Below are 26,198 nucleotides of genomic sequence, written 5' to 3'. Positions count from 1 at the left end.
AGTTATTTTAAATTACGAATGGCGTTATTTTACCTTAATTTTAAGCCCAGTCACGTGTACGTCCCACAGCTTTCAACCAACCTTGATAAAGTTTTTCGGTTTCATCCTGACTACACGCGGGTGTAAATGTTCGCTCAATGGTCATTCTGCTCTTCAATTCATTCAAATCAGACCAGAAACCAACGGCTAAACCTGCCAGGAATGCCGCCCCCATACCTGTGGTCTCTTTCATGGCTGGACGTTCAACCAAAGTCGATAAAATATCCGCCTGAAACTGCATAAGGAAGTTATTTGCGGTAACACCACCATCTACACGAAGTGTACGTAACTTCTCACCCGAATCCTGCTGCATGGCATCCAGCACATCACGGGTTTGATAAGCAATGGATTCCAGCGTTGCACGAATAATATGCTCAATACTCACGCCACGGGTAATTCCCAGAATCGCACCACGGGCGGTTGGGTCCCAATATGGCGCACCCAACCCCGTAAATGCAGGAACGACATAAACGCCATTACTGTCTTTCACTTTGGTTGCGTAATATTCCGAGTCATGCGAGTCGTTAATGGCCTTTAATTCATCACGCAGCCATTGCACACATGAACCACCATTAAATACCGCACCTTCGAGGGCATAGTTCACTTCACCTCGTGGCCCACATGCAATCGTGGTGAGTAAACCATGTTCAGATTGAACAATACGTTTACCTGTATTCATAAGCAGGAAACAGCCTGTGCCGTAGGTATTTTTTGCCTGTCCCGCCTCAACACACATTTGACCGAACAAAGCCGCCTGTTGATCCCCTGCAATTCCCGCAATTGGAATCCCAATTTCCTGACCACTGATGGTATGGGTATGCCCATATATTTCAGAAGAAGTACGCACCTCAGGCAACATGGCTTTAGGAATATTCAAGGCTTCAAGCAGCTTATCATCCCATTGCAATGTTTCAATATTAAATAGCATGGTACGTGAGGCATTGGTATAGTCAGTTACATGCGCCTGACCATTGGTCAGTTTCCAGATCAACCAGGTATCCACTGTACCAAACAACAGCTCGCCACGTTCTGCCCGCTCTCGGCTGCCCTCTACCTGGTCAAGAATCCACTTGATCTTGGTTGCCGAAAAATATGGGTCAATCACCAGCCCAGTGACCTTACGTACATACTCATCCCAGCCGTCCTGACGAAGCTGGTTGCAGATTTCATTACTTTGGCGGCTCTGCCATACAATCGCGTTATAAATCGGTTTACCTGTTTTTTTATCCCAGATAATTGTGGTTTCACGCTGGTTAGTGATGCCAATCGCGGCAATCTGGTCGCTTGAAATACTTGCCTGTGCTAAAGCCTCAACCCACACCGCACTTTGCGTTGCCCAGATTTCCATTGGGTCATGCTCAACCCAGCCTGGTTGCGGGTAGATTTGGGTAAACTCACGCTGGGCAATCGTAATAACATTTGCATCGTGATCCAACACGATTGCACGTGAACTGGTTGTACCCTGGTCAAATGCAACCACATATTTTTTTTGACTATCTGTAGAGATCATGGCATACCTATTCAGAATTGCCTTATGTATCAAAGCAATAAATGAAATACCTATTAAAAAAATGGGCCTCAACACTGCGATACAGCAACAACTTGTATATAAAAATAAAAAACTTGCACGATTATATGCAAAATTGTTCGAAAACGAAAATTCTTTCTCTCATTTTGAACCCAAATCATGATGAACAGCGTGAGTTTTAAAGATTCATCACAATACAAAATCTAATTTATGCGATACTAAGACTAGAAATAATAGGACTACTAATATGAAAAAAACTAATTTATTGATTATTGTGAGCGGTACACTTCTGGTTGCGGCATGTCAAAGCACTCCACATCAGTACAATGGTGTGACAGGTTATGAAATTGAAAATAAAACGGCAACTTCGGCAACACTAGCCTATACCTTGGCAGCACGTGGCAACAGTGAGGTTGATGAGAAAAAACTACAGCATGCCTGTAAACAAGTGTTAGGAATGGAAAAAACCTATAAAATTTCGATACTCAGTGTCAATGAAATTATGAACCCAACCAAACAGGAACAATATGGGGTGCAACTTGGCAACAGCCGTGCAACTTTTGGTCTATCCAACTCACCTGATTTAAACAACACTGAGGGCTATGCAACACGTCAGGCACTGGAAACACGCCCAACCACACTGAAAGTGGTTCGCTATACCTGTTCATAATGGTTAAAAATAAGGTGGTTGATTTAAACCACCTTAGCTTTATCTGCGTACTTATTATAAGGTCTTATAAAAACTGACATTGCGAAACTCTTTGGCTTCATCCAGATCAGGCCAGGTGGTTGCGCTGCGCTCATCAATCTTCATATATTTAGGGTGACTAAAGTTTTTAACCCGACTATCCGCTACCCAGACTTCTGGTGCGAATTTTAAAAACTCATCCAGAAAGAATCGGTTACACTGATCGTAAAGCACATCCGCAGCCAGCAAGACATCTACCTGTTCTGACTTGTACAAATCATCCAGATACTCAAGCTCGACATTATTTAGCAAGGCATTTTCACGACATGATTCCAAGCTAACCTGATCAATATCACAGCAGATGACCCGCTTTGCCCCTGCCATTTTTGCGGCAATCGCCACCACGCCTGAACCCGCCCCAAAATCCAGCACCACCTTGTCTTTAACATGATGCGGTTCTGCCAATAACCATTGCGCCATTGCTAGACCTGAGGCCCAACAGAAAATCCAGTATGGCGTTTCATTCCAGATACGGCGAATCACCTCATCATCCAGACGCTCAGTTGGGAAAACAGGTGGAATCAGCCATAGGGAAATTGGCGTCTCAGGAAGCTGTTGCGCCAATAAATCTGTATTTGGAATAACTTCATGCAACGCTTTCAGCAATTGCGCAGGTGCTTTGGCAAATTGAAAAGTACAGCTCATATTTCTTTAATTCTATACAATCCCCCTCTTTCATAAAGCATAGGTGTCTACATATCTGTAACCCCCTCCTACCCCCCTTAAAAAGGTGGAGGAACATCATTTGAATCAAGACCTTATAAGATTCACAGGAAGTCTCCCCTTTTAAAGGGGAGATTTAGAGGGGTTAAAAATCAGATAAATCAACATATTAAAACTTGTGTAGACACTTATATTCATAAAGAGAGGGTTAGGGGGGAATTTAATCCAAAGCTTTTTCAGCGGCTTCAACGGTCTGACGAATCAATGTGGTAATCGTCATAGGGCCAACACCGCCTGGCACTGGTGTATAGGCAGATGCAACTTCTTCAATTCCAACAAGTTGAATATCACCTACACCGCCGCCATCACGAGGATGGAAACCAGCATCAACCACAACCGCACCTTGCTTGATCCAGTCTTTCTGAATCAGTTCAGCCTTACCGACTGCACCGACAATAATATCTGCCTGTTTAACCAGCTCAGCAAGATTCTGGGTACGTGAATGGCAAATTGTCACTGTCGCATTGGCCTGTAATAGCATCATCGCCATTGGTTTACCTAAAATCGCTGAGCGACCCACCACAACCGCATGTTTACCTGCGATTTCAATGTTGTTTTCCTGCAAAATGGTCATGATGCCTGCTGGCGTCGCTGAGCCATAAGCAGACTCACCCATTGCCATACGACCAAAACCAAGGCAAGTTACCCCATCCACATCTTTTTCTAGTGAAATAGCATCAAAACATGCGCGTTCATCAATCTGTTCAGGCACTGGATGCTGCAACAAAATGCCATGCACATCAGGGTTGGCATTCAGTTTTTCAATTTCAGCCAGAAGTTGCGCTGTGGTGGTTTCTTTTGGTAATTCAATTTTAAGTGAGTCCATCCCCACACGACGGCAAGCATTGCCTTTCATACGCACATAAGTTGCAGATGCACCATCATCCCCGACAAGGATGGTTGCCAAAATTGGGGTACGCCCCGTTTTTGCTTTAAGTGCCTCTACACGTACCAACAAATCCGCCTCGATTTGTTTTGCCAATGCACGACCGTCTAAAACCAATGCCACAGCGTATCTCCCAAGTGAGTATAAGTAAGCGCTTACTAATTAGATAAGTATGCAAATGATACATGATAATTTGTCCAATATTCTTTTAGATGTTGTTTTTATGTGCATATTCACCCGAAACACTATTGTTTTTTTCCTAAAGATTGCTAATATGTGCATCACCAAGAGATGGCGGGGTGGCAGAGTGGTCATGCAGCGGACTGCAACTCCGTGTACGCCGGTTCGATTCCGACCTCCGCCTCCATTGGTAAAGCCCGAGTGGTGAAATCGGTAGACACAGGGGATTTAAAATCCCCCGCCCACAAAGCGTGCCAGTTCGAGTCTGGCCTCGGGCACCATTTTTCAGCAAATGAAATATGGTGCTAAAAATTCCAGCTTAATGCTGGTTTTTTTATGTCTGAAAATATTTGCAATAAAAATAAAAAAAGCCAAACAGAATGGTTTGGCCTCTACTGAAATAGGATTACGCTACTTGTTGCGCTGTTTTAATTGGCAATAAATTCACATCCAAACTCAACTGATGCTGTCTGGCTGTATCAACACTATATTCAGGCTTCTTGATTGAATCCACATAAACCCACTGTGACTGTACCTGTGCTTCATCAAATTGAACAATTAAATAACCTCTTTGATTTAAGTTGCAATAGTTCAGCTCATCAATCAAGGTGGTAAACGCAAATTCAAACTGTTGCAACTGAGCCAATGGGATATTTAAATATTTTTCCAAACCTGGCGAAGAAACTGAACTGGTTGCCAGCTCAACACCAACAAACACACCATCCTTGCTATATAGATTGGATGACCATGCATTATGGGTGTCCCCTGCAAGTACAACAACTTTTTTCTTTAATTGTGCCAAAGTGCCATACAGAATCTCACGCTCTGCAAAATAACCATCCCAGGCATCCAGATTATAAGGTGCAACGGTGAGAACGCGGGCTTTTTCCTGACTGGTTAAGCTCGGATCACCTTGCTTTAAACGCATCTTTAAGGTGACTAGCTCAGTAATTTGCATATTCATTTTATTTAAGGTGTCGGCAGTTGGATTGCCTGAAGTTATTTCTGCCAATGAAAGCAACAATTCAGCTGGAACCAGCATTTTTGTCATTAAAATCTGCTGCCCCAGTACATTCCATGTGGATGTCGATTGCTGTAGTTTTCCAAGTAACCAATCACGCTGGGTATAACCCATTAAGGTACGTGCTGGATTGGTTAAATCTGCCTGAAACTTTGCAATATCTAAACCATTCGCTGTCATATAGTTGGCATAGTCCAACTGCTCATCACGGGCAATAATACGGGTATCAAGCATAGTCAGTTGCACCAGCTTGCCAAAATCAAACTGGCGATAAATCTTGAGATGTTGTTCATCTATTGGGCGAATTGGCATCCATTCAAAATAAGCCTGTAAAGCTGCCAGTTTACGCTCCATGAACGGCCGCTCACTGGCCTGATGATTCTCTGCTCCATCTCGCCATGTGTCATTGGCCAATTCATGGTCATCCCAAATCACGATAAACGGATGACGTTGATGCAATGCCTGCAAGTCCTTGTCTTTACGGTATAAAGCATAACGCTTGCGGTAGTCATCCAGTTTAATAATTTCTTTATTGTTATCCGTTGCAAGTGTTCGTCCTAATTTTTCCGCATCTTCCGCCGCATAGCCATCCGCACCATATTCATAAATATAGTCACCGAGATGAATCACAACATCCACATTTTGCTTCGCCATTTCCCGATACACATAGAAATAACCTGCTGGATAATTTGAGCATGAACATACCGCAAAACTGACTTTTGAGGTGCTGGTTGCTAAGGTTTTAGTTTGACCGACTGGAGAAATCTTGTCACCAAAGATAAAGCGATAGAAATAACGCTGGTCTGGTTTTAAACCCGTGACATCCACCTTGACGGTAAAATCTTGCGATGCCGAGGTAAGGACTTTATCGGTTTTAATGATTTGCTTAAATTGATTATCTAGTGCAATTTCCCAACTTACCTGTAAACGAGCACTGGCATCATTCGGTGTCAGACGTGTCCATAAAATCACGCGATCCTGCAATGGATCACCACTTGCTACACCATGTTCAAAATTCACCTGAAGTGTTGCCGTTTCTTGGTCTGAACTGTCATTACATCCTGTAAAACCAGTGGAGAGGGACAATGCCCCGAAACCGAATAAGCTTTTTTGAATGAGTTCCCGCCGTGAAATTTTAGCTGTCATTTGATGGCTACCTTAGCTTTTATCGCAATAAATGAATAAAGCTAATGGACATACATGAAGCTTTAATCTCAGTTTGATGAAAGAATTATGAAAACAGTTTGTCCAAGTTTGGTTTTATCCGATAAATACATGAATTGACTGAAAAGAAAGCAAATACGTGGTTTTACTCTTGCCAAGTTTTCAAGTGTCCTCTATTATTGCGCTCATGCCCGAGTGGTGAAATCGGTAGACACAGGGGATTTAAAATCCCCCGCCCACAAAGCGTGCCAGTTCGAGTCTGGCCTCGGGCACCATTTTTCAGCAAATGGAAATATGGTGCTAAAAATTCCAGCTTAATGCTGGTTTTTTTATACCTGAAATTTAGGAATATAAAAAAATGCCTTAATTAAAAAACCAAGGCCTTCAATCTTAATGGTCTGCCGAGCTTCTGGTGAGAATGGACTTAAACGGATATAGCCCATATTTAAATGCTCACCTGATTTGCCCTGCTGGGTTTCAACCAGCTCATCTGCAACAGGGTCTTCTTTTGGTAATTCCCACGCCAGTAACGGCATCCACGCATATAAACGCTGTACCTGTGTTCTGGTCTGAATTTGCCAGGCCACGCGGTTAAACAGGTCTGCACGCATCGGGATGTGACGGTTCGGGAAATACACCATATCTGCCGAACCATTGGCATCGGGGTCAGAAAAAGCCTGTAGATAAACGGTGTTTACGCCCATACCATTAATTCGATCCAGTAAATGTCCCAGATTACGTTCCTGTTGCTGCGGATCAGGATCATAGATATAGTCTAAATCGACATGCATGATTTTTTGCGGACGATTATTGTCACCGAGGTTCAGTTCACGGTTCTTGATTTCCTGTGCAAGTGCACTGGTCGACATATTGCCCTGAATCAAGATACGGCTCATATTCTGAATGGATTGTTTGGCCTGGTCTGCCCCATCATCCAAGGTAATGGTAATCGGCATGCCCAATTCCTTGGCGGTTTTGACCAACTGCATATTGTAGCGGCCATAAGGCCAGACCATGACCCGCGGTGAACGTAGACCATGTGCCTTTAACAGGTCATTATTCTTTTTTAGGTCCTGATAGACACGTGCCTGATAATCGGCATCATTTTCATAACTTTTGCTTTTAGTATCATAAATGCGGGTAATTGCGGCAGGCTCCAGATTACCCTGTGGATTTGCATTAATCCCCTGATGCAAATGATAACTATGGCTGGCAATCTCCACCAAGCCACTATTCTGCATCTCCTTAAGCTCGTCCCAGCTCAAGATTTTGTTCCTTGCGATGCTTTCCCCACCAAAATCCACATTCTGGTTTTCTTTCGGTTCCAGCCATGAACCGACCAAAGCCAAAACCACAGGGATTTTTTTGGCACGAATTACGGGATAGGCATTTTGATAGAAAGATTGATAGCCATCATCCACCGTCAGTAATACAGGTTTACTAGGCAATTTATACTGGCCTTGATGGGCCTTGATCAGTTGATCCACATTAATAAAATGGAAGCCATTATTCTTTAACCAGTCAATATGTTGACTAAACTGCTGTGCAGTAACCGCATAACTTGGGATCAGTGCATCTTTATGCTCTGTGATTTCATGATAACCAATGACGGTTAACGTTGTCGCATCAATTTTTGGATTTTCCGCAAAAGTTGTTGTGGTTGCAACCACACCGAAAACAAGGCCTAAAAATATTTTTAAGGTCGGAGACACTAAACGTGTTGTCATAGAAATATTGTCTCGATACAGGAAAGTCGCTGGGGACGAAGCAGGCATGAATGGTCTTAGGATTTAGGCAACATCATAAGCATTCTAGCGTGTCAGCTGGAAGTAAGGATTGTATTTATAATTTTGCAAACTGAAAATAATCTTAAAAGTGTATATTATGAAATTTATCGTAAAATAATAGATATGATGGAAATACAATCATACCCCCAACCCTTGTGACGGTTAGGAGTATAAAACGCTATACAGACTAATATTCAATAGACTGGAAATTTGGATTTTCTGATAGCTGCTGTAAATAGTAGCGTTCTTTCTGGTAGAAATATTTACATAAACGGTTGACCCACTCACCACGGCGGAACGTCAATATTTTTTTATGGATACCATCATATTCCAGCAGCACAACATTGCGGTCATCTTCGGATGAAGCCAGACGGGTAATCTTATAATTATGAGGTGCATGCTGGTGAGCAGGTTGCAGGGCCCTTACGATTTCAACTTTTTAATCGCCATCAATCCAGTAATGCCGATCCATAAGCGCCTGTTCATTGACCCAAAATCCTGTTTGCGCCCCATCATGCGTATCAATCAGGAAAAAATGGTCCAGCTCTTTTAACAACTCTGATGCAGTGATATCCAAATAATCATTCATATCATACCTCTACTCATTCAAATTTTTATCGCTTGCCTGAGGCAATTACAGCATTTTTATATTTAAGCAACTATCATACGTGACCAAGCACAACCCTAATAGTGACCTTATAAGAAATTTGCCAAATTTTAAAATATGATTTTTTATTCAGCACATTGTCATTTGCAGGGAAATTGCTCTTTGAACTCAAAGATATACAGGACTATATAGAGAATCAACCATTTTTTCTCAGGCTATGAAAAAAATCAGATAAAAAGAAAGTCATTTAAAATCAAAAAGTTATTATACAATTATTAATAATGTTTTATATAACTGATTTTAAAGTGATTTAGCATAAATTCAAGCCTAAACCACTTTATTGTTTCTACAACGAACGGTCTATTCGTCGCGTGTCTTGATATCAAAAAGCTCAATTTCAAAGGTCAGGTTTGAGTTGGCAGGAATAATTTTTCCCATCTTACGTTCCCCGTAAGCCAAGTGTGCAGGAACAATCAGTTTGCGCTTGCCGCCAACCCGCATTCCCATAATGCCCTGGTCCCAGCCCTTGATCACTCGTCCAGTGCCAATCACGGTTTCAAAATAATTACCACGGTCTATTGAAGAGTCAAACTTGGTTCCATCTTCCAACCACCCTGTATAATGGGTGGTAATCAGGGCGCCTTTTACAGCCTCTTTACCCTCACCCACTTTTAAATCAATAATCTGTAATTCCGCACTCATCGCTCTCTCCAAATTTCTTTCAGTTCAACATTATTGCAATTGTTGCCACTGGATGTCGACCTGTCCCTTGTCACTGAGCAAAGTCCATTCACCATCCATGATATTCAGTTGCAACTGCATGGTACGTTCACACAATTGTTCAAGTGCCTGTGTGGTTTGCGGAGCCAGTTGCCAAACCGAGACATTGCCGAGTGTCTTGATTTTGGTATTTTTCTGCCACCAGTCATCTGCCTGCGAACCATAGGCAATCACGGCAACTTTCTTGCAACGCGCACTAGCCTTCTTTACTTTATCTTCCGATGGACACCCAACTTCAATCCATTTTTCCAGCAACCCCGTCAGGTCTTTCTGCCATAAGGCTGGTTCATCGGTTTCAAACAGGTCTTTGGTGAATTCCAGTTGCTCATCCGCATAACGCGCATAGGCGAGAATACGCACCATTAAACGTTCAATGGTTTCTGATGGATGTAATGCCAGCGTCAACTGGTAATCCGCATAGATATGCTCATCCATATTGGCAATATTCAGGTCTGCCTTATATATTGTTGCTTTTAACGCCATAAATGGTGCTCTTAAATATAGTGTGTTCAAATTTGGCGCTAAGCATACTCTATTTTATAGGACAACATGAGCCAATTTGACCAACTGGTTATCCATCTCTATTGATACGACACGCCAAGAACTGCGTTTCAAATGCCAACCAATCCTGCTGGACTTGGGTAATGATTTCTATTCGGTTATCAATACTTTCTTCCGCCGACTTATAGTTAAACTGTTGAGGATTAAAATTAAAGCTTTTCCAGCCCTGATCGGTATTAAAAATTCCCTTGATACGCACCCAGTCTTGCTGGGCACACAATAGGTCTAATAAATCATAAAAATTAAACTGCCAGCGCTTTGGTAATTTCCAACCTGCCACGGTATAGCCCTGGGCAGTCTCGACATAATGATAAGGCAGTTGCTTGATTTCCTGTTCCTGAACGGCGGCCTGTGTTTTTTGCAACTTTAATAAGGGCTGAATTTTACGTTGGACAGGCTGTTGGGCAATATCAATTTTTTCAAGCTCGACCTGCCCCTGCTCAGTCTCAAACCAATGTTGCACATAGGTCTGGTATTCCTGTTTTAACGCCAGATAAGCTTGGTGGTCAGCCTCATTCATCAAATCAATATGTGAGATGACCACGATTTGTGCCGCTTTCAACTGATCGGTATATAAGTTCTGCTGCACCCAGTCTTGGTCATGCAAACGGCTGCCATCCACAACCACCACCAAGGCCCGCATCGCCAGACTGCTTTGCCAATGGGGTTCTGTCAGTTGTTCCAGCAATTGTGCGGGATGCCCTAAACCTGTGGGTTCTATAAATAGTCGGTCTGGTTTGCTTTCACTTAAAAGACGCGCAAGCGCAATTTGCATGGGTAACTGACTACTACAACATAAACAACCACCCAGCAACTCCTTGACAGCATAGCCCTGTTGTTGACTAATTAAGTGCTGGTCAACACCGATTTGACCAAATTCATTCATCAATACCGCCCACACCTCATGTTCAGGCTTTTGGCTCAGTAAATGTTGCAGTAGCGTGGTTTTACCCGCCCCTAAAAAGCCAGAAATAATATGGGTTGCAACGGGTTGAGGTGCAATAAATTTCACAGTGTCTGACAGGTGCAAAAGATTTATTCTAACGGCAAAGTTGCCCATCAAAAAGTAACTTTAGAGATTTTATGGTGATTTACCATAAAACAAACACATCAACACACTTACCTAAAGTCTATAACAATGACCCAAACCCATTCATTCACAATTTATATTTTCAAATAAGGATGAAATACCTTTAAGTTACTTAAAGGTATCACACTGATTGATATCACCCGATTTCAGTCCCAACTGAAACCAATGCATACGCTGCTCACTGGTACCATGTGTGAAACTATCAGGGACAACCTGTCCTGTGGCACGTTTCTGCAAATAATCATCACCAATCTTTTGGGCAGCATCCATCGCTTCCTCGATATCACCCTGCTCTAGAAATTGTGTACGCTGCTGGTTCTGATGTGCCCAGATTCCTGCAAAACAATCCGCCTGCAATTCCAAACGTACTGAAAGCTGATTGCCCTGTGTCTGACTCATTTGTGAACGCGCCTGCTGCACCTGAGAGGAAATCCCCAATAGATTTTGAATATGATGACCGACCTCATGTGCAATCACATAGGCTTGCGCAAAATCGCCTGCTTGATCTTGACGCGCCAACTCAGTTTGATTGTGCTCTCCTGAAATGCCCATTTTTTGGCGCATTTCTTTGAAGAATGAAGTATCAATATAAACTTTTTGATCGGTCGGGCAATAAAATGGTCCCATCGCTGCTTGTGCCGTGCCACAACCAGAACGCACCACTCCATTAAACAGCACCAATCTTGGTGGTTTATAGGACATGCCCAACTGTTGAAAGATAGGAGTCCAGGTATCTTCTGTATCTGCCAGAATGGTTCCGACAAAATCACCGGCTTCTTTCTGGTCGGCAGTCAGGCTTTGCGGCGCACTGCCCTGTGAGGATTGCGCACTAGTCACAGCCTGGGTCGCCTGATAAGCCTGTTGGGGGTCAACCCCAAAAAACTTCCATGCAATAAAAGCAACAATAAGCCCCAGTATACTAATTCCGCCTGCTTTTGCCCCGCCACCACGACGGTCTTCAACATTGGTACTGATTCGACGATCTTTCCAGCGCATAGTGACCTCACATGATTATATTGTCCAAGATTTAAGCCGAAGCCTTTGACCACACTTTTTGAATCAACCCAACAATGATCAGTACAATGGCACCTGCAACCAGACCAATACCCAAATTAATCAAGGTTGGTGTCAATGCGCCAATAACTGAACCAATGCTTGGAATCAGTTCCATATGGTCTACCGTTTCTTCAGTAAAATGATGCAGTAATGGAATGGTATGGCTAATAATGCCACCACCAACCAAGAACATTGCAACCGTTCCAACAATAGAGAGTGTTTTCATCAACACAGGGGCAAAGGCCAGCAAACCACGCCCAATCTTATTTTTAAATTCAGATGCCTGTTGGGTTAAATATAACCCGAGATCATCAATCTTGACGATCATGGCAACAAAGCCATACACGCCAATGGTCATCCCAATGGCAATAACGCTTAATACAGTCACTTTAGTCATAAATGCTGCTGTTGCAACTGTACCTAACGAAATTACCACAATTTCAGCGGATAAAATAAAATCGGTACGAATCGCACCTTTCACTTTTTCTTTTTCAAACTTGACCAGATCAACTTCAACCTGTTGCAGGTTTTCACTCGCCTGTTCGGCTGTTTTGGCTTTTTTGTGGTGCAACATATGCACAACTTTTTCTACACCCTCATAACAGAGGAATAAGCCACCAATCATCAGCAAGGGATTAATCAACCACGGCGCAACCACGCTGATTAAAAGTGCCAGTGGAACCAGAATCAACTTATTCACAAAAGAGCCTTTGGCGACACTCCAGACCACTGGCAATTCACGGTCAGAACGCACACCACTCACTTGCTGGGCATTCAGCGCAAGGTCATCCCCCAATACCCCAGCAGTTTTTTTGGCTGCCATTTTGCTCATCACGGCAACATCATCTAAAACTGTCGCAATATCATCCAGCAGTAATAATAAACCACTCGCCATTTTTATGTCCTAGTTTGTATTTATGCGGCTATTGTAAAGTGGATTAAAGCCATTTTTATATTGATTTATTGAAAATTCTTTGCGTATTTTTTGTAGGCATGTTTTACAGAGACTAGGGTCTGTTGACATTTCACAGATGCTTGCGACAGAGGACATTTTTTAGATGGTACAAGGCATGGCTTACGAAATTTAGCTATCCTAAATGAGTAAGGCATAACGCAGTAGCGGCAAAAAATGCCCCTGTCCCGTAGGGTTATGGCTAAAACTTCCATAAACTGCGTTATGAAACTTGACAAGGGGGTCGCCATTGCCTGCGTTTCATGCCTTGTTTATGTTGTTTTAGCCTATAACGCAAGACATGGCTGAAATGGCAACAGACCCTACCCCTATTCCTGCAATATACCGTACAATATGCTGCATTAAATATTTATCAAATGACTGTATCCTGGAACATATCATGAGCAATGCTGATCAACGTCCAATAATTTTGACAGGCGACCGCCCTACTGGACAACTTCATCTTGGACACTTTGTCGGTTCATTACGCTCTCGTGTAGGCCTACAGGACAGCCATCATCAGCACCTTTTACTGGCCGATGCCCAGGCTCTGACGGACAATGCCGATAATCCAGATAAAGTTCGCAACAATATCCTACAAGTGGCACTCGATTATCTGGCGGTGGGGATTGATCCAACCAAAACAACCATTTGTGTGCAGTCCTGTTTACCTGCCTTGAATGAACTCACCATGCTTTACCTGAACTTTGTCACTGTGGCACGTCTGGAACGCAATCCAACCATCAAGTCAGAAATCCAGATGCGTGGTTTTGAACGTGACATTCCAGCAGGGTTCCTATGCTATCCAGTGGCTCAGGCAGCAGACATCACCGCATTCAAGGCAACTGTGGTGCCTGTGGGTGAAGACCAGATTCCAATGATTGAGCAAACCAATGAAATCGTGCGCCGTATCAACCGTCAAATCGGACAGGATTTATTACCTGAATGTAAGGCGCTGTTATCCAATATGGGACGTTTGCCAGGTTTTGATGGCAAAGCCAAAATGTCTAAGTCATTGGGCAACACCATTGTCTTAAATGCTTCAGACAAAGACATCAAGAAAGCGGTCAATGCCATGTATACCGACCCAAATCACTTGCGTATTGAGGACCCAGGTCAGGTTGAGGGTAATATTGTATTTACCTATCTGGATGCCTTTGATCCAAACAAGGAAGAGGTTGAGGAACTCAAGGCACATTACCGTCGTGGCGGTTTGGGTGACGGAACAGTTAAAAAACGTTTAGAGGGTGTGTTAAAAGAATTGATTAGCCCAATTCGTGAACGTCGTGAAGAATTGGCTAAAGATCCTGATTATATTATGGATATTTTGAAACAAGGCACTAAAAAATGCAGAGATATCACACAACAAACCTTAGATGAAGTAAAAGCGGGCTTGGGTTTATTTAAATTTTAATTTACGTTACTTTTACCACAAAAAAGCCCATATTTCTGGGTTTTTTTAATTAACTCATGGATTTAAGTCTAATTTAAGAACTACCCAATAAAATTTATAACTAACAATTTTCGTCACTTATTAACATCTATTAACAGTAGTTAACATGAATACCTATGAACTTGGTTAAGTTTTTTTATATGATGACTATGTAGATTAGAAAAAACTAATCTTATGATATTTCTCCTTTTCATCGGAACTGTTTTACAGATTCGTAGTTCTACGCAATGATCACCCCAATCATTGCGTTTTTTTTATGCCTATTTCTCGATTGTGAAAACATGTAAGTTTTTAGCAATAAAAAGTTAATTATAGCGGTCTAGCTGATTTTTTGATCTATGATAATTTTTCAATAACTACCACACACTGAGAGAGATTATTATGTCCATTGCTAAAGTCGTCGAAGTCAATTCTAGCAGCAACAAAAGCTTTGAAGATGCAATTCAAACTGGGATTGCTAAAGTCACTGAAACGGTCAAAAATGTTCAAGGTGCTTGGATTAACGAGCAAAAAGTGGTGATCAAAGACAATAAAATTACCGAATATCGTGTTAATTTAAAAATTAGTTTCCTCGTTGAATAAAAAATCTAATTTTTTAAAAATCCCCAAATGGGGATTTTTTTATTGCCATGATTTTAATAACATTTTCCAATTAAACATGATTATGCAAATACTCAAGACCTGATTGATCAATCTACTAAAAATAGTAATCCGAACGATTTAAGTTGAAATTGCCCTCCGTTCGCTTTACTCTTGTAACTGTTTTATTTTTATAAAAATTTTATTTATTATCTCAAAAAGATATAAGAGTAATGCAAATGATATGGGACTTATTAATCCATCCATCAAATATTGTTTTTAGTATTGCTTTAATGCTTTGCCTGTTTATTGGCGTACTTGAATTCATCTTGCTGCTGTTTGGTGGTAGCTCAAGTTTTCTCGAACAGTTTTTACCAGATAGCCTCACCGATGTAGACCATGCCGATGTCGGAGTGGATCATCCAGAGAATCTCTTTACCCAGTTGTTGGAATGGCTGTATTTAGGCAAGGTCCCCTTACTGATCTGGCTCATTATTTTCTTAATTGTATATGCATTAACAGGCCTGATCATTCAGGATATCTTCTTCCACCTAACCGAACATTACCTGTCTGCATGGATTATTGCACCTGCCTGTGTGTTTCTGTGTATGCCCATCGTGCGTATCAGTGCTGCGCTCATCGCCAGGATTATTCCCAAAGATGAAACCACGGTTATTTATAGTGAAGACTTGATCGGCAGGACAGCCCAAATCATTTTAGGGGATGCCAAACCCAACTCCCCTGCACAGGCCAAAGTGAAAGACCAGTTTGGTCAAACCCATTATGTTTTGGTTGAGCCAGAACTCGACATTGTTTTTCAGCAAGGACAAGAGGTTATTTTGACGCAGAGAACCAAGATTGGTTTTCAGGCAATTTCGATTTAATTTTTATATTGGATGATACGAGGGCATTTAAATGTTTAATTCAGCATTGACTGAAATTTTAATTATTACAGGTGTTATTTTTGCGGCACTGATTTTTATAGGGATTATTATTGCTCGCCTGTACACACGTTCCAGTAAGGAAGTGTCTTTTGTACGCACAGGCTTTGGTGGGGAAAAAGTAATTTTAAATGGCGGGGCAATTGTTCTGCCTGTATTGCATGAAATTATTCCTGTAAACATGAATACCTTGCGTCTGGAAGTCAAACGCGCTGCTGATCAGGCGCTGATTACCCGTGACCGTATGCGAGTGGATGTCATGGCTGAGTTTTATGTTCGGGTAAAACCAACAGGTGAATCCATTGCAACTGCGGCACAAACGCTAGGTCGTAAAACCATGTCGCCTCAGGAATTGAAAGACTTGGTTGAAGGCAAATTTGTTGACTCCCTACGTGCCGTTGCAGCTGAAATGGCGATGGAAGAACTGCATGAAAAGCGTGTTGATTTCGTGCAGAAAGTTCAACAGGTGGTATCAGAAGATTTGTCTAAAAATGGTTTAGAGCTTGAAACCGTTTCATTGACAGGTCTAGACCAAACCAGCTTTAAGTTCTTTAACCCTCAAAATGCCTTTGATGCTGAAGGTTTAACCAAGCTGACCGAAACCATTGAAGACCGCCGTAAAAAACGTAACGACATTGAGCAGGATGCTGACCTGGCGATTCGTGCGAAAAATCTGCAAGCTGAACAGGCAAGGCTACAAATCTCTCGTGAAGAGGAATACGCCAAGCTACAACAGGAACGTGAAATTTCAATTCGTAAAGCGGAACAAAGTGCTGAAATTGCAGCGCAGGAAGCAGCTAAAAAACGTGAAGCAGAAGAAGCGCGTATTGCTGCTGAACGTGAAGTTGAACTGAAACGGATTGCTTCCGCACGTGATGTGGAAAATGAAAATATCCAGAAAGCTCAGCTCATTCAAAAAGCGCAGGTTGAGCAGAAGAAAACCATTGAACTTGCAGAGCAGGATCGTGCCATTGCTATTGCAGAAAAGTCCCGTGCCGAATCAGAAGCCAAAGCCCAAGCAGATAAAGCCCGCGCCGAAGCAGTAAAAGCCGAGGAAGAAGTTGTGACTGTGCGTGAAACACAACGTGCGGAACGTCAAAAAGCGGTTGAACTGGTTGCAGCCAAACAAACCGCTGAAAAAGAAGCAATTGCCATTACCGTTGCTGCCGATGCAGGTAAAAAAGCAGCTGCTGATGAAGCCGAGGCAATACGAATTGGTGCAGAAGCCGAGGCTGAAAAAGTACGTTTAAAAGCCAAAGGTGAAGCGGATGCCAAAATCCTGCTTGCTCAGGCATTGGAGAAACAATATCAAGTCGATGCAGAGGGTGCTCGGGCAGTGAATGAAGCAGCCAATACCCTTTCTGCTGAACAGGTGGAAATGCAAATTCGTTTAGCCTTGCTCAAACACTTACCTGAAATTATCCGTGAAAGCGTTAAACCAATGGAAAATATTGATGACATCAAGATTTTACAGGTCAATGGTTTAAATGGTTTTGCAGGTGGTTATGTATCAGGTGAAACAGTTGAAAACACCCAAACCTCTTTGTCTGATCAGGTTGTGAATAGCGCCCTACGCTATCGTTCACAAGCCCCGTTAATTGATAGCTTAATGAGTGAACTTGGCTTACAAGGTGGTGATATTAATGGTTTAACTCAAGGATTGAAACCAAAAGCGGAGTAAGTGTTTAATATCCTCAAACTGAGACTTATTAAATGACAATAAAAAACCCCGATGTTTCCATCAGGGTTCTTTAAAGATTAAAATCAACGAATTACGCCAAACCTTTCTCTTTCAAAACTTGTAGCATGGTTGAACCAAGCTCTGCAGGGCTACGCGTGTAAGCCATACCTGCTTTTTCAAATGCAGCGAATTTCTCTTCTGCTGTCCCTTGACCACCAGAAATGATCGCACCTGCGTGACCCATACGCTTACCTTTCGGTGCAGTTACACCAGCGATATAACCTACAACTGGTTTAGTCACGTTAGATTTGATGAATTCAGCAGCTTCTTCTTCCGCTGTACCACCGATCTCACCGATCATGATGATTGCATCAGTATCTGGATCGTCTTGGAACAATTGAAGCGCTTCAATCTGATTCATACCTGGGATTGGGTCACCACCGATACCGATACAAGTAGACTGACCTAAACCAAGCTTGGTTGTTTGAGCAACAGCTTCATAAGTCAATGTACCTGAACGTGAAATGATTCCAATACGACCTGGTTGGTGGATGTGACCAGGCATAATACCGATCTTACATTCACCTGGAGTGATCACACCTGGGCAGTTAGGACCAACTAAACGCGTACCGTTACCATTCGTTTCCAAGTAACGTTTAGCTTTCAGCATGTCAATTGTTGGAACACCTTCAGTGATCACAACGATTAGGCCGACACCTGAATCAACTGCTTCAACGATTGAGTCTAAAACAAATGGCGCTGGTACATAGATAACAGATGCATCTGCATTTGTTTCACGTACAGCTTCTTTCATTGTGTTGAATACTGGTAGGTCAAGGTGAGTCGTACCGCCTTTCCCTGGAGTAACACCACCCACAACTTTTGTACCGTAGTCTAAAGCTTGTGCAGAGTGGAAAGTACCGTTTTTACCAGTAAAACCCTGTACCAATACTTTAGTGTCTTTATTAATTAATACGCTCATGATTGATACTCCCCTTACGCCTTAACTGCAGCTACAACTTTTTCTGCGGCATCAGATAGGCCGTTCGCAGAAATTAATTTCAAACCAGATTCATCAAGTAATTTCGCACCCAACTCAGCGTTGTTCCCTTCTAAACGAACAACAACGGGTACAGTGACATTTACTTCTTGAACCGCTGCAATAATTGCTTCAGCAATCATGTCACAACGTACGATACCACCGAAGATGTTAATTAAAACACCTTGTACAGACGTATCAGCAAGGATGATTTTGAACGCTTCGATTACGCGCTCTTTCGTTGCACCACCACCAACGTCAAGGAAGTTTGCAGGCTGACCACCATAAAGTTTAATGATGTCCATCGTTGCCATTGCAAGACCAGCACCGTTAACCATACAACCGATGTTACCTTCTAAAGCAACATAGTTAAGATCAAATTCAGATGCTTTTAATTCACGCTCATTCTCTTGAGATTTGTCACGTAAAGCAGCAACTTTAGGTAAACGGTAAAGCGCGTTAGAGTCGATACCTACTTTCGCATCAACACATAAAATTTCGCCATTTTCACGAACTGAAAGTGGGTTAATTTCAAATAATGCAAAGTCATTTTCAACAAATGCTTGGTAAGCAGCTGTCATGATTTTTACAAATTGACCGATTTGCTTGTCTTTCAAACCTAAAGCAAACGCAACTTCACGTGCCTGGAATGGTTGTAAGCCAACGAGTGGATCAACTTCAACTTTGATAATTTTTTCAGGCGTTTCTTCTGCAACTTTCTCGATTTCTACACCACCTTCTGTAGAAGCCATGAAAGTAATACGACGGCTAGAACGGTCTACAACCGCACCTAAGTAAAGCTCACGCTCAACTGGGTATACATCTTCAGCCACAATAATGCTGTTCACTGGCTGGCCATTTGCATCTGTTTGATACGTTACAAGACGAGTACCAATGATGTTGTTTGCAAATTCGATTACATCTTCTTTAGATTTCGCAACTTTAACGCCGCCAGCCTTACCACGGCCACCTGCATGAACCTGCGCTTTCATTACAGCGAATTTACCACCAAGCTGTTCAAACGCAGCAACGGCTTCATCTGCATTTGTTGCCAAAATACCTTCTTGTACTGGCATGCCATATTTTTTTAATAACGCTTTAGCTTGATACTCATGTAAGTTCATTTAGTTACCTACTATGTTGTTTATTGTGGTACAGCCTAAATATTCTTAAAACCAGACTGCTACATATTGAGTAAATGATTGCCTTATAAAACCAATCACCATCATTTAAAAAAGTGTGGCGAACCACACTTTTTGTTTACTTACGCTTACGTTGAATGGCGTGGATTGCACGCCCATCTACAGCTAAAGCGGCTTCATGCACCACTTCAGAGAATGTTGGATGACCGAAAGTCATCAATTGCAAGTCTTCCACAGAAGAAACAAACTCAAGCGCAATCATGCCTTGGTGTGCGATATCAGATGCATTAGGACCCACAACGTGCATACCTAAAAGACGGTCTGTTTTCGCATCAGCAACGAATTTCACAAAACCAGCCGTATCACCAGCTGCCAATGCACGACCATTCACCGCAAACGGGAATTGGCCTGCTTTCACTTCATGGCCTTTTTCTTTGGCTTGCTCTTCAGTTAAGCCCACCCAAGCTGCTTCTGGATGGGTATAGATTATGCTGATGATGGTGTCATAGTTCACTTGAGCAGCATGACCGTGGATACGCTCCACTGCCATTACACCCTCTTCCATTGCCTTATGTGCAAGCATTGGACCGCGTACCAAGTCACCAATCGCATAAACACCTTCAACAGAAGTTGCACACCAATCGTTTACTTCAACTAAGCCACGTTCAGTCAGTTTAATACCGCAATCATCTGCCAATAAACCTTCAGCATAAGCACGACGACCTACACAAACGATCAATTTATCGAAAGTTTGTTCTTTGTCTTCACCGCCTTGGGTATATTTAACAGTCACTTCACGACCATTAACATCAGTACCTGAAACTTTGGCACCGAAACGAATATCTAAACCCTGTTTTTTCAAGATTTTTTGATATTCTTTCGCCAATGCTTTGTCCGCCATTGGCAAGAATGTATCCAGTGCTTCAAACACAACCACTTCTGCACCTAGACGACGCCATACTGAACCCAGTTCGAGACCAATTACGCCTGCACCAATCACACCTAAACGCTTAGGCACTTCTGGGAATTCTAAAGCACCAGTAGAATCAACAATAATGTCTTGATCTACAGGAGCAACAGGAATATTTACAGGAACCGAACCAGTCGCAAGAATCACATATTTAGGCTCTAAAACCTGTACATCACCTTCAAACGGTGTGAATTCTACTTTTTTACCTGCAAGTAATTTACCAGTACCTTGTAACCACTCGATACCATTACCTTTCAGTAATTGAGCAACACCACCCGTCAATTGATCTACAACTTTGTCTTTATGTGCCAACAAAGTGTCTAGATCAAATTTAACTTCACCTGTGGTGATACCATGTTCAGCAAGTTCGTGAACGGTTGCTTCATAGCGTTGGGAAGAGTCAAGCAGTGCTTTAGATGGGATACAGCCCACATTTAGACAGGTACCACCCAAAGATGGCTTACCTTTGTGAATACGTTTTTCGATACACGCAACTTTAAAGCCAAGTTGAGCCGCACGAATTGCCGCTTCATAACCACCTGGGCCACCGCCAATAACAACAAGATCAAATTGTTGAGACATTTTTATCTCCAAAAATGGGCTTAGAGGATCGCTCCGAGCCCACTGATTTATTCTTTAGAATTAAAGGTCAAGGATGAGTTTAGCTGGCTCTTCTAACAATTCTTTGATTGTTACAAGGAAACCTACAGCTTCTTTACCATCGATTAAACGGTGGTCATAAGAAAGCGCCAAGTACATCATTGGCAAGATTTCAACTTGACCATTTACCGCCATAGGACGCTCTTGGATTTTGTGCATGCCCAAAATAGCAGTTTGTGGCGTGTTTAGAATTGGTGTAGATAACAATGAACCGAAAGTACCACCGTTAGTAATAGTGAATGTACCGCCAGTCATATCTTCAATACCAAGCTTACCGTCACGTGCTTTATAAGCATAGTCACGAATACCGTTTTCTACTTCAGCATAGTTCATACGGTCTGTATCACGTAATACAGGAACCACTAAACCACGGTCAGAAGAAACCGCAACACCGATGTCGTAGTAACCGTGATACACGATGTCTTCGCCATCAATAGAAGCGTTTACTGCTGGGTAACGTTTCAATGCTTCAGTTGCAGCTTTCACGAAGAAAGACATAAAGCCTAAACGTGCACCATGACGTTTTTCAAATGCGTCTTTGTATTGTGCACGCATTTCCATGATTGGCTTCATGTTCACTTCGTTGAATGTGGTTAACATTGCAGTTTCTTGAGTCGCTGCAAGTAAACGCTCTGCTACGCGCTTACGTAAACGTGTCATAGGAACACGTTTCTCGATACGCTCACCTACCGCAACGCTTAATGGCGCAGCTGCAGGTTTAGCTTGATGATTTGCAACATCTTCTTTCGTGATACGACCACCGCGACCTGTACCAGACACGTCTGCAGCATTGATACCTGTTTCAGTCAATGCTTTACGTACTGCTGGTGCTTGGTCAGCAACAGGTTGTGCACGCTCAACAACTGGGGCAGCGCCCGCTTCAGTTTTCGCTGCAGCTTGCTCTACTTGATCTTCAGACTGAACAGCTTGAGTTTGAGCCGCGCCAGATACAGCACCCGCTTCAAATTGAGCAATAACTTCGTCTGAAAGAACAGTATCGCCTTCTTTTTTGATGATTGCAACGATTGTGCCATCCGCAGGAGCGACTACTTCCAAAACAACTTTATCGGTTTCAATATCACAGATCACTTCATCACGTGAAACTGCTTCACCAGGTTGTTTGTGCCAAGTTGCAATCGTACCGTCTGCAACTGACTCTGGAAATACCGGTGCTTTAATTTCGGTTGCCATTATTGAGAATCTCCTGATTGTTCAGCTTCAATTGCTAGTGCGTCATTGACGAGCTGAGCTTGTTGTTTTGCATGCAAGTATGGTGAGCCACAGGCAGGTGCGGCAGATGCTTCACGGCCTGCATAGCTAATGCGAATTTGTTTACCAGATTTAAGAACATCTTCGTATAGACGAGGAACGATAAATAACCAGGCGCCCTGATTCTTCGGTTCTTCCTGCGCCCAGACAAGTTCCTGGATGTTTGGATACTGAGCCATGACTTCAGCTAAACGCTGTTCTGGATATGGATACAACTGTTCGATACGAACAATCGCAATATGATCCAAACCAAGCTCACGACGTTTTTCCAGTAAATCGTAATAAACCTTACCGCCACAAAGGACTAAACGCGTCACATCAGCTTTATTGATGTTATCAATTTCATCAATCACAGTCTGGAATGAACCATTTGCCAACTCATCTAAAGTCGAGGTTGCAAGCTTATGACGCAACAATGATTTTGGTGACATGACAATCAAGGGCTTACGAATTGGACGAACCGCCTGACGGCGTAGCGCATGGAAAATCTGTGCTGGTGTTGTTGGTGTCATCACCTGCATGTTGTCTTCAGCACATAGCTGTAAGAAACGCTCCAGACGTGCAGATGAATGCTCTGGTCCCTGACCTTCATAACCGTGTGGCAACAACATGGTGAGACCACATACTCGCTCCCACTTAGTTTCACCCGAAGCGATAAACTGGTCGATCACCACCTGTGCACAGTTTGCGAAGTCACCAAACTGGGCTTCCCAAACAATCAGGCTTTTCGGCAATGTGGTTGAATAGCCGTATTCAAATGCAAGCACCGCTTCTTCTGACAATAAAGAATCATAAACAGCAATACGCGGTTGATTCTCCTTGACATGACATAATGGAATATAAACTGAACCATCTGCCTGATTATGCAGTTTGGCATGACGATGTGAGAACGTACCACGCCCCACATCTTCACCTGTGATACGCACAAGGAAGCCATCATCCAGCAAGGTTGCGTATGCCAGTGTCTCAGCAGCTCCCCAGTTGAGTGGCATTTCACCCGTTTGCATTTTCATCCGATCATCAATGACTTTCTGAACCTGACGTTGCAATACAAAACCTTCAGGCAAAGTATTTAAGGTTTTTCCAAGTTCTTTTAAGCGGTCAATATTGACACTGGTATCCCAGACATCGGTATATTCATGACCCAGATATGGAGACCAGTCCACAAACATCTTCTTGTTCGGCTTAGTCACCAATGCGTTCGCCACATGATTGCCTGCTTCAAGGTCAGCGCGGTAATCCTCAACCATTCTGTCTGCACTTGCACGATCAAGAATTTGCTGTTGAACCAACTGATCAGCATAAAGTGTACGTGTGGTGGCTTTTTTATTAATGATCTGATACATCAATGGCTGTGTTGCGGATGGTTCATCCGCTTCATTATGACCACGGCGGCGATAACAGAACAGATCAATGACAACATCTTTACGGAACTCATGACGGAAGTCATGGGCGATTTGAGTCGCAAAAATTACAGCTTCAGGATCATCCCCATTGACATGGAAGATCGGTGCCTGAATCATTTTTGCAACATCGGTACAGTATTCGGTAGAACGGGCATCACGTGGATCAGAAGTGGTAAAACCAACCTGATTGTTCACAATAATATGAACAGTACCACCAACCGTATAGCCACGAGTCTGTGACATCTGGAAAGTTTCCATGTTCACACCCTGACCTGCAAACGCCGCATCACCATGAACAATCAATGGTAAAACATCATCACCACCGATATCCTTACGGCGAACCTGACGCGCACGCACCGAACCTTCAACCACAGGTCCCACAATCTCAAGGTGCGATGGGTTAAATGCCAGTGCCAAATGCACTTCACCACCTGGTGTCATTACATTTGAAGAGAAGCCCTGATGATACTTCACATCGCCAGAACCTTTTTTGTGCAGGCTTTTGCCTTCAAACTCACCAAAAAGGTCGGCAGGGTTTTTACCCATAATGTTGACAAGCAGATTAAGACGACCACGGTGTGGCATCCCGATCACAACTTCTTTACAGCCTACACTACCTGCACGCTGAATGATTTCGTTGACCATTGGAATAAAGGACTCACCGCCTTCAACACCAAAACGCTTCGCGCCAACAAATTTATTACCCAGATACTTTTCCAGACCTTCAGCAGCCGTCAAACGCTCCAGAAAGCCTTTTTTCTGATCAGGGCTGAAGTTGAATTTACCGCGCGCACCCTCTAAACGTTGCTGAATCCAGCGTTTTTCCTTAGTGTCAACAATGTGCATATACTCTGCACCAATTGATCCACAGTAGATAGCCTCCATTGCCTCAACCATTTCAGCCAATGTCGCTTCTGCTTTGCCAATCGCGAGGTTGCCTGTATTAAATACAGTATCTAAATCAGATTTAGTTAAACCATGTGCAGATAAATCAAGATCTGGAACTTCTTCACGTTTCGCAAGACCTAATGGATCAAGTTTGGCTTTTTGATGACCACGGTTGCGGTAAGCAGCGATCAGTTGTAATACACCAATTTGACGACGCTCATGTTCTGTACTTACAGTGCTTTGTACAACAGGTTGAACCCGGTTTGAATTACGACCCAAAAGGAGGAATTGCTCGCGCACACTGCCGTGTGGTTGATCACCTTTAGGGTATTTATCGAAATATTCACGCCAATCCTCTGACACTGAGGTTGGAGAAGTTAGGTACTGTTCGTAAAGCTCTTCAATATACGCTGCACTATCAGCGGAAAGTTCAGTGTCAAGACGCAGTGCGTCAGCAACTTCTTGCATTTTTGGACCCATTTCCTATTGCAAAAAATAATACAGGTTGCCTTTTAAGCATACCCATGATTCATAGCGTCAAATTGGTAACGAGACACTACTACCCAAGATCATCCAACCCTGAGACATTATTACTACACATCAGGAGTATTCCCTTTGATGTAACAAATGAGCCATGCACTTTCAATTCAAAGCACATAACTCATTTTCATACTCGATGAAATCGAGCAATTTTTTGCAAATCATTTTAGAAAAATTAAATAATTTTTTAACTTTTCTAAATTGACTTTTTAAAAGTAATTTGCATAAATTCATGCAATGTTACTTTTAGATAACATCAGGAATATGCTTATTTTTTGCTTTCATTTACTGGGTGAAATCCTATCATGTAATCAAGTCTGAATTGATTTTTTTGACACATACCATTCATAAACCAGCGAAATACACATATTCAATTATATTCTAATATACCGCCCTTTTTCTAAAAGTTGCACCTTATATCGACCAAAGTTAAAGATTCACTACAAATTTCGCACAAACACCACGCAGAATGCCTAAAAATAAAGCAACTACCCGATTTATATTTGTT

At 42.6% G+C, this 26,198-nt stretch carries 19 protein-coding genes, 3 tRNA genes and 2 pseudogenes; 8 read left to right on the top strand and 16 right to left on the bottom strand.

The annotated features are described in order from the left end of the window. Positions 1-40: 40 nt before the first annotated feature. Positions 41-1,549, bottom strand: a complete 1,509-nt coding sequence (gene glpK / locus F967_RS04495) for a glycerol kinase GlpK (protein ID WP_004760975.1) — start codon at positions 1,547-1,549, stop codon at positions 41-43. A 265-nt stretch (positions 1,550-1,814) separates the two neighbouring features. Here glpK and F967_RS04485 point away from each other — a divergent pair, with 265 nt between their 5' ends. Continuing rightward, complete coding sequence (locus F967_RS04485; protein ID WP_004681484.1) at positions 1,815-2,237, top strand: hypothetical protein; 423 nt, start codon at positions 1,815-1,817, stop codon at positions 2,235-2,237. A 54-nt stretch (positions 2,238-2,291) separates the two neighbouring features. On the opposite strand, the gene F967_RS04480 is transcribed toward F967_RS04485, so the two are convergent. Together F967_RS04480 and folD are read right to left on the bottom strand one after the other, a co-directional pair. Next, entirely contained in the window at positions 2,292-2,960 is a 669-nt protein-coding gene (locus F967_RS04480; RefSeq protein ID WP_004674906.1) for a class I SAM-dependent methyltransferase, read from the bottom strand. Positions 2,961-3,198: 238 nt separating this feature from the next. After that, on the bottom strand, positions 3,199-4,047 hold the full coding sequence (gene folD / locus F967_RS04475; RefSeq protein ID WP_004674908.1) for a bifunctional methylenetetrahydrofolate dehydrogenase/methenyltetrahydrofolate cyclohydrolase FolD: 849 nt from the start codon (positions 4,045-4,047) through the stop codon (positions 3,199-3,201). Between the two features lie 170 nt (positions 4,048-4,217). On the opposite strand from folD, the gene F967_RS04470 reads away from it, so the two are divergent. Together F967_RS04470 and F967_RS04465 are read left to right on the top strand one after the other, a co-directional pair. After that, positions 4,218-4,291 (top strand) — tRNA-Cys (locus tag F967_RS04470). 8 nt (positions 4,292-4,299) lie between these two features. Beyond that, positions 4,300-4,385: transfer RNA gene (locus F967_RS04465), tRNA-Leu, on the top strand. Between the two features lie 125 nt (positions 4,386-4,510). Here the strand turns inward: F967_RS04465 and F967_RS04460 are convergent. Beyond that, a complete protein-coding gene (locus F967_RS04460; protein WP_004798450.1) occupies positions 4,511-6,271 on the bottom strand; it encodes an alkaline phosphatase D family protein in 1,761 nt (586 codons plus the stop codon). Positions 6,272-6,478: 207 nt separating this feature from the next. Between F967_RS04460 and F967_RS04455 the strand changes: the two genes are divergently transcribed. Beyond that, a tRNA-Leu gene (locus tag F967_RS04455) sits at positions 6,479-6,564 on the top strand. 114 nt (positions 6,565-6,678) lie between these two features. Here the strand turns inward: F967_RS04455 and pgaB are convergent. The 7 genes and pseudogenes from pgaB to F967_RS04420 form a co-directional block, all read right to left on the bottom strand. Next, positions 6,679-8,016, bottom strand: a pseudogene (pgaB, locus tag F967_RS04450) (poly-beta-1,6-N-acetyl-D-glucosamine N-deacetylase PgaB); the annotation flags it as partial. Between the two features lie 247 nt (positions 8,017-8,263). Then, a pseudogene (locus F967_RS04445) lies at positions 8,264-8,665 on the bottom strand (hypothetical protein). A gap of 378 nt (positions 8,666-9,043) precedes the next feature. Further along, complete coding sequence (locus tag F967_RS04440) at positions 9,044-9,385, bottom strand: FKBP-type peptidyl-prolyl cis-trans isomerase (protein WP_004798443.1); 342 nt, start codon at positions 9,383-9,385, stop codon at positions 9,044-9,046. A gap of 30 nt (positions 9,386-9,415) precedes the next feature. Beyond that, positions 9,416-9,946, bottom strand: coding sequence for a YaeQ family protein (locus tag F967_RS04435; protein ID WP_004674913.1), 531 nt, complete (start codon positions 9,944-9,946; stop codon positions 9,416-9,418). A gap of 88 nt (positions 9,947-10,034) precedes the next feature. Continuing rightward, positions 10,035-11,036, bottom strand: coding sequence for a CobW family GTP-binding protein (locus F967_RS04430; protein WP_034431184.1), 1,002 nt, complete (start codon positions 11,034-11,036; stop codon positions 10,035-10,037). Positions 11,037-11,222: 186 nt separating this feature from the next. Then, positions 11,223-12,110 (bottom strand): KPN_02809 family neutral zinc metallopeptidase, encoded by an 888-nt coding sequence (locus F967_RS04425; RefSeq protein ID WP_004798441.1) that lies wholly within the window; start codon positions 12,108-12,110, stop codon positions 11,223-11,225. Between the two features lie 31 nt (positions 12,111-12,141). Then, positions 12,142-13,065 (bottom strand): DUF808 domain-containing protein, encoded by a 924-nt coding sequence (locus F967_RS04420; protein ID WP_004760958.1) that lies wholly within the window; start codon positions 13,063-13,065, stop codon positions 12,142-12,144. A 457-nt stretch (positions 13,066-13,522) separates the two neighbouring features. Here F967_RS04420 and trpS point away from each other — a divergent pair, with 457 nt between their 5' ends. The 4 genes from trpS (at position 13,523) to F967_RS04400 (ending at position 17,776) form a co-directional block, all read left to right on the top strand. Beyond that, a complete protein-coding gene (gene trpS, locus F967_RS04415; protein ID WP_004674920.1) occupies positions 13,523-14,536 on the top strand; it encodes a tryptophan--tRNA ligase in 1,014 nt (337 codons plus the stop codon). A gap of 420 nt (positions 14,537-14,956) precedes the next feature. Further along, a complete protein-coding gene (locus F967_RS04410) occupies positions 14,957-15,157 on the top strand; it encodes a dodecin family protein (RefSeq protein WP_004674921.1) in 201 nt (66 codons plus the stop codon). Between the two features lie 236 nt (positions 15,158-15,393). Beyond that, positions 15,394-16,038 carry a YqiJ family protein gene (locus F967_RS04405; RefSeq protein ID WP_004798438.1) on the top strand — a complete coding sequence of 215 codons (645 nt, stop codon included), beginning with the start codon at positions 15,394-15,396 and terminating at the stop codon, positions 16,036-16,038. A gap of 31 nt (positions 16,039-16,069) precedes the next feature. Beyond that, positions 16,070-17,776, top strand: coding sequence for a flotillin family protein (locus tag F967_RS04400; protein WP_004760954.1), 1,707 nt, complete (start codon positions 16,070-16,072; stop codon positions 17,774-17,776). Between the two features lie 91 nt (positions 17,777-17,867). Here the strand turns inward: F967_RS04400 and sucD are convergent, their stop codons facing one another. The 5 genes from sucD to F967_RS04375 form a co-directional block, all read right to left on the bottom strand. Further along, entirely contained in the window at positions 17,868-18,758 is an 891-nt protein-coding gene (gene sucD / locus F967_RS04395; protein ID WP_000114637.1) for a succinate--CoA ligase subunit alpha, read from the bottom strand. 14 nt (positions 18,759-18,772) lie between these two features. Then, positions 18,773-19,939 (bottom strand): ADP-forming succinate--CoA ligase subunit beta, encoded by a 1,167-nt coding sequence (gene sucC, locus F967_RS04390; protein WP_004798436.1) that lies wholly within the window; start codon positions 19,937-19,939, stop codon positions 18,773-18,775. 136 nt (positions 19,940-20,075) lie between these two features. Continuing rightward, positions 20,076-21,509 carry a dihydrolipoyl dehydrogenase gene (lpdA, locus tag F967_RS04385; protein ID WP_004798434.1) on the bottom strand — a complete coding sequence of 478 codons (1,434 nt, stop codon included), beginning with the start codon at positions 21,507-21,509 and terminating at the stop codon, positions 20,076-20,078. Between the two features lie 60 nt (positions 21,510-21,569). Beyond that, positions 21,570-22,778, bottom strand: coding sequence for a 2-oxoglutarate dehydrogenase complex dihydrolipoyllysine-residue succinyltransferase (gene odhB, locus F967_RS04380; protein ID WP_004798432.1), 1,209 nt, complete (start codon positions 22,776-22,778; stop codon positions 21,570-21,572). Further along, positions 22,778-25,618: a 2-oxoglutarate dehydrogenase E1 component gene (locus F967_RS04375; RefSeq protein WP_004681504.1), complete on the bottom strand. Its 2,841-nt coding sequence runs from the start codon at positions 25,616-25,618 to the stop codon at positions 22,778-22,780. Before F967_RS04375 ends, odhB begins: the two co-directional genes overlap by 1 nt. Between the last annotated feature and the right edge of the window lie 580 nt (positions 25,619-26,198).

It is taken from the genome of Acinetobacter sp. CIP 102637 (genome assembly GCF_000368425.1).
In the GTDB taxonomy this organism is placed as follows: domain Bacteria; phylum Pseudomonadota; class Gammaproteobacteria; order Pseudomonadales; family Moraxellaceae; genus Acinetobacter; species Acinetobacter parvus.
Note: the sequence above shows the minus strand (reverse complement) of the source record. Positions and strands in the feature narration are given on the sequence as shown.

Excerpts from the sequence above, each read along its gene's own strand:
- glpK (WP_004760975.1), bottom strand. The coding sequence starts at position 1,549 with ATGATCTCTACAGATAGTCAAAAAAAATATGTGGTTGCATTTGACCAG.
- F967_RS04485 (WP_004681484.1), top strand. The coding sequence starts at position 1,815 with ATGAAAAAAACTAATTTATTGATTATTGTGAGCGGTACACTTCTGGTT.
- F967_RS04480 (WP_004674906.1), bottom strand. The coding sequence starts at position 2,960 with ATGAGCTGTACTTTTCAATTTGCCAAAGCACCTGCGCAATTGCTGAAA.
- F967_RS04460 (WP_004798450.1), bottom strand. The coding sequence starts at position 6,271 with ATGACAGCTAAAATTTCACGGCGGGAACTCATTCAAAAAAGCTTATTC.
- F967_RS04440 (WP_004798443.1), bottom strand. The coding sequence starts at position 9,385 with ATGAGTGCGGAATTACAGATTATTGATTTAAAAGTGGGTGAGGGTAAA.
- F967_RS04435 (WP_004674913.1), bottom strand. The coding sequence starts at position 9,946 with ATGGCGTTAAAAGCAACAATATATAAGGCAGACCTGAATATTGCCAAT.
- F967_RS04425 (WP_004798441.1), bottom strand. The coding sequence starts at position 12,110 with ATGCGCTGGAAAGATCGTCGAATCAGTACCAATGTTGAAGACCGTCGT.
- F967_RS04420 (WP_004760958.1), bottom strand. The coding sequence starts at position 13,065 with ATGGCGAGTGGTTTATTATTACTGCTGGATGATATTGCGACAGTTTTA.
- trpS (WP_004674920.1), top strand. The coding sequence starts at position 13,523 with ATGAGCAATGCTGATCAACGTCCAATAATTTTGACAGGCGACCGCCCT.
- F967_RS04410 (WP_004674921.1), top strand. The coding sequence starts at position 14,957 with ATGTCCATTGCTAAAGTCGTCGAAGTCAATTCTAGCAGCAACAAAAGC.
- F967_RS04405 (WP_004798438.1), top strand. The coding sequence starts at position 15,394 with ATGATATGGGACTTATTAATCCATCCATCAAATATTGTTTTTAGTATT.
- F967_RS04400 (WP_004760954.1), top strand. The coding sequence starts at position 16,070 with ATGTTTAATTCAGCATTGACTGAAATTTTAATTATTACAGGTGTTATT.
- sucD (WP_000114637.1), bottom strand. The coding sequence starts at position 18,758 with ATGAGCGTATTAATTAATAAAGACACTAAAGTATTGGTACAGGGTTTT.
- sucC (WP_004798436.1), bottom strand. The coding sequence starts at position 19,939 with ATGAACTTACATGAGTATCAAGCTAAAGCGTTATTAAAAAAATATGGC.
- lpdA (WP_004798434.1), bottom strand. The coding sequence starts at position 21,509 with ATGTCTCAACAATTTGATCTTGTTGTTATTGGCGGTGGCCCAGGTGGT.
- odhB (WP_004798432.1), bottom strand. The coding sequence starts at position 22,778 with ATGGCAACCGAAATTAAAGCACCGGTATTTCCAGAGTCAGTTGCAGAC.
- F967_RS04375 (WP_004681504.1), bottom strand. The coding sequence starts at position 25,618 with ATGCAAGAAGTTGCTGACGCACTGCGTCTTGACACTGAACTTTCCGCT.